The 3,518-nt window shown below is 64.3% G+C and carries 3 protein-coding genes; 2 read left to right on the forward strand and 1 reads right to left on the reverse strand.

All coding sequences use genetic code 11. From position 1 onward, the window contains the following. Positions 1-128 precede the first annotated feature (128 nt). Entirely contained in the window at positions 129-923 is a 795-nt protein-coding gene (locus tag ACE3UY_RS19805) for a DUF4386 family protein (RefSeq protein WP_374689206.1), read from the forward strand. A 135-nt stretch (positions 924-1,058) separates the two neighbouring features. On the opposite strand, the gene ACE3UY_RS19810 is transcribed toward ACE3UY_RS19805, so the two are convergent. Further along, positions 1,059-1,847 carry an alpha/beta hydrolase gene (locus ACE3UY_RS19810; protein ID WP_374689207.1) on the reverse strand — a complete coding sequence of 263 codons (789 nt, stop codon included), beginning with the start codon at positions 1,845-1,847 and terminating at the stop codon, positions 1,059-1,061. Positions 1,848-2,217: 370 nt separating this feature from the next. Between ACE3UY_RS19810 and ACE3UY_RS19815 the strand changes: the two genes are divergently transcribed. Then, positions 2,218-3,518, forward strand: a 1,301-nt coding sequence (locus ACE3UY_RS19815; protein WP_374689208.1) for an ABC transporter ATP-binding protein, incomplete at its 3' end; no start/stop codon positions are given.

Here is a 3,518-nt window from a genome sequence, read left to right on the forward strand (position 1 = left end):
GACCGGCAGGCGGCGGCCCGCTGGCGGGCGTGGTTTGGCGAGTTCCTCGACCCTGACCGCATCCGGCAGCGCGCGCCCTGTGGGCCGGAAGGGCAGTTGATTCCCAATTAATGCGGGAGGCTAGGATCATGAATCAGCGTGTGGATGTTAACAGTTCAGACGTGGGCTGGAAAAGCCTCTACCGGCTAGGTGGAGCCGCTGCTCTGCTGGCCGGCATCCTGTTCAGACGAAATATCGCCGCGGAGATCGGGCTGTTTGCGCCGGTTCCGGCGCCGGATACGGTCGAAGGGTGGTTTGCGCTGCTCCAGAGCAACCGCTTGCTGGGGTTGGTGTACCTCAACGTCTTTGACCTGCTCAACTACGTGCTGGTGGCGGTGATCTTTGTCGCGCTCTATGTCGCTCTGAAGGAGACGAACAAAAGCTATGCCGCCGTCGCCGCCGTGCTCGGCTTGCTGGGCGTGGGGGTCTATCTCGCCTCGAACACGGCGTTTTCGATGCTCTCCCTGAGCGCGCAGTACGCGGCGGCCACGACCGAGGCGCAGCGGGCCGCGCTGCTGGCCGCCGGGCAGGCGCTGCTGGCCGTCAACCGGTTCAGCGACGCCGGTTCCTATCCTGGCACGGGTGGCTACATCAGTCTGCTGCTCGTCGCGCTGGCCGGTATGACCGCCTCGCTGGTCATGCTGCGGAGCGTCGTGTTCAACCGGGTTACCGCTTGGGTCGGGATTCTCGCCAACGGGTTTGACCTGGCCTACTGCGTCGGCTTCCTCTTTGTGCCCCGGGTGAGCAGCGAACTGCTGGCCGTGCTCTTCATCCCGGCGGCGGGGTTGTTCTTCATGGTCTGGCACATCCTGGTCGGGTGGCGGCTCTACCGGCTAGGCCGGTTCTCAGCGGAATATGCCTCGCCATTGCCGAAGTATTCCTAGTATTTGTTTGAAGCGGTAAGAGGGACACAGAGAGACACTGAGATCACACAGAGAGACACAGAGGAAGAAGGGCCTTTCCTCCGTGTCTCTCTGCGTCCGCTCTCTGTGTCTCTCTGTGTCCCTCTTTTTCCGTCGCTAGAATCCCCGCTCATCCAGCCACGCCAAAATCGTATCGGCCACGTCGCGCCAGCCGGCCTCCAGCATCATGTCGTGGGCCATGTCGGGAAAGATCGTGGCGGTCGTGCCATAGGCGCGCGCCGTGGCCTCTACTTCCGACAGCGTGAAGATGCGGTCGTTGGCCGCGCCCAGGATTAGCATGGGCACGCTGACCCGTTTCGGCCGGGCCCGGCTGAAAACGGTCATGTCGAGAAACGCGCGGTATGACTCGTCCTGCAACTGCGGGTAGCAGACCATAAATAGCTCATCAGACACGTCGGGGGAGAAAAAGTGCTCCCCGGCCAGTTCGGGCGTCTCCACGAGCGGATAGAGGCTGAGGGTCGCGTTGGCCTTGAGAAACGCGCGGGGATGACGCCGGGCAATGCGCAGCGCCGTCGCCAGCGTGCCCGCCGGCGGGACGGAGGCCAGCAGCACGCCGGCCGCCGCGGGGTGGCGCTCCAGGTACTTCTGGACGACCAGCCCGCCCATCGAGTGGCCGATGAGCACCGGCGCGGCCGGCAGCGCGGCGGCGACGGCGGCCACGTCCCGCACGTAGTGGCCGATGCCCGTCCGGCGCAGGCGGTCGCGCCCCGGGCTGGCGCCGTGCCCGCGCAGGCTGGGCGCGTAGACGGCGTACCCGGCGCGGGCCAGGTAGGGGATGAAGTGCTCTTGCCAACACCACGCCCCATGCCACGCGCCGTGCACGAGCAACAGCGGCGTGGGACGGGTGGCGGCCGATAGGTCAGAGGTCAGCAGTTCGAGCGTCATGGGAAGTAATTATAGTCGCCGTAGCGCAGCCTGTCAGGCTGCGCTACGTGTTGACCCGAAACTGTCACCTACTTTACAGACCTCTTGCGCTCTTTTCACTATAATGGCATAATATTCGACGCGCTTTACCAGTTGACACACTGGCGAACACTTAACCCACCGAGGACGAAAGGCGTTCTCGGTGCTTTTACGTCAGGTGCGACTATGACGGACATCCTCTGACATACCTCCGGCTCCGGCCACCTCTTGCTCTGGCCCGCTCACGCAGCGGGTAGGTTCGCCTTGGCGCGAACCACGCGCGTTCGTTCTCGGCCCCTCATTCGGCCAATCGCCCAAATGCCGCCCCGGCGGCCATACGTGAGTAGTCACCATGACAACTGAACTTGACTTGAAGTCAACGCTGTCCAAGCGTCGCATCGTCGGCATGTGGCGTATGATAACCGGGTATCGCGCGATCTACGTCGGCGCGTTCCTCTGCATCGGCCTGGCCGCCATCTGCCAGACCGCGTTCTACTACCTGCTGCGCTACTTCACCGACAACGTGCTCGGTATCGACGCGATGCGCGGGCAGTTGCCGCTGGTCGCCGCGGGCTTCCTGGGGCTGGCGCTGGCGCAGGGGACGTTCACCTTCATGGGCGGCCGCTGGGCGGCCAAGACGTCGGAGAGCGTGATTCGCCGGTTGCGCGACTACCTGTATGACCACGTCCAGCGCCTGTCGTTCGCCTATCACGACAAGACGCCGACGGGCGACCTGATCCAGCGTTCGACCTCGGACGTGGACACGCTGCGCCGCTTCTTCGGCGAGGAGTCGGTCGGTCTGGGCCGCATCGTCATGCTGTTCCTCGTCAACTTTGTGGCCCTGCTGACGCTCAACGTGCGCCTGGCGTTGATCTCCATCGTCGTCGTGCCGCTCATCGTCCTGCTGTCGATCTACTTCTTCCGCAAGATCGGCCAGCGCTACGAGATCTTCCAGGAAGAGGAAGCCAAGCTCTCGACGACGTTGCAGGAGAACTTGAGCGGTGTGCGCGTCGTGCGCGCCTTCGCCCGGCAGGAGTACGAGCGCGACAAGTTCGAGGTGACCAACAAAGGGCGCTACCTGAGCGGCCGGCGCCTGCTCATCCTGCACGCCATCTACTGGCCGACGACGGACATCATCGTCAGCGTGCAGCTGGTCATCGGTTACGCCGTGGGCGCGCTGATGGCGATTAACGGCGAGATCACCGTCGGCACGTTCCTGGCCTACATGGGCATGCTGACCTGGATCATGTGGCCCATTCGCAACATCGGCCGGCTCATCGTGCAGATGTCGATGGCGCTGGTGTCGTTCGACCGCGTGTCGGAGATCATCCGCGTCGATCGCGAACCGCTGGACGAGGGCACGTACCGCCCCTCCGGCCGCCTGCGGGGCGAGGTCGTCTTCGAGGACGTGCGCTTCGCCTACAACGAAGAGATGGCCGTGTTGAACGGCATCAGCTTCCGCGCCGAGCCGGGCCAGGCCATCGCCCTCGTCGGCGCGACGGGATCGGGCAAGACGTCGCTGGTGAACCTGTTGCCGCGCTTCTACGACTACCAGGGCAGCATCAAGCTCGACGGCGTGGAACTGCGCGACTACCCGCGCCGCTACCTGCGCGAGCAGATCGGCATCGTGTTGCAGGAGCCGTTCCTGTTCTC

Source organism: Promineifilum sp. (SeqCode) (genome assembly GCF_041918635.1).
Taxonomy (GTDB): domain Bacteria; phylum Chloroflexota; class Anaerolineae; order Promineifilales; family Promineifilaceae; genus Promineifilum.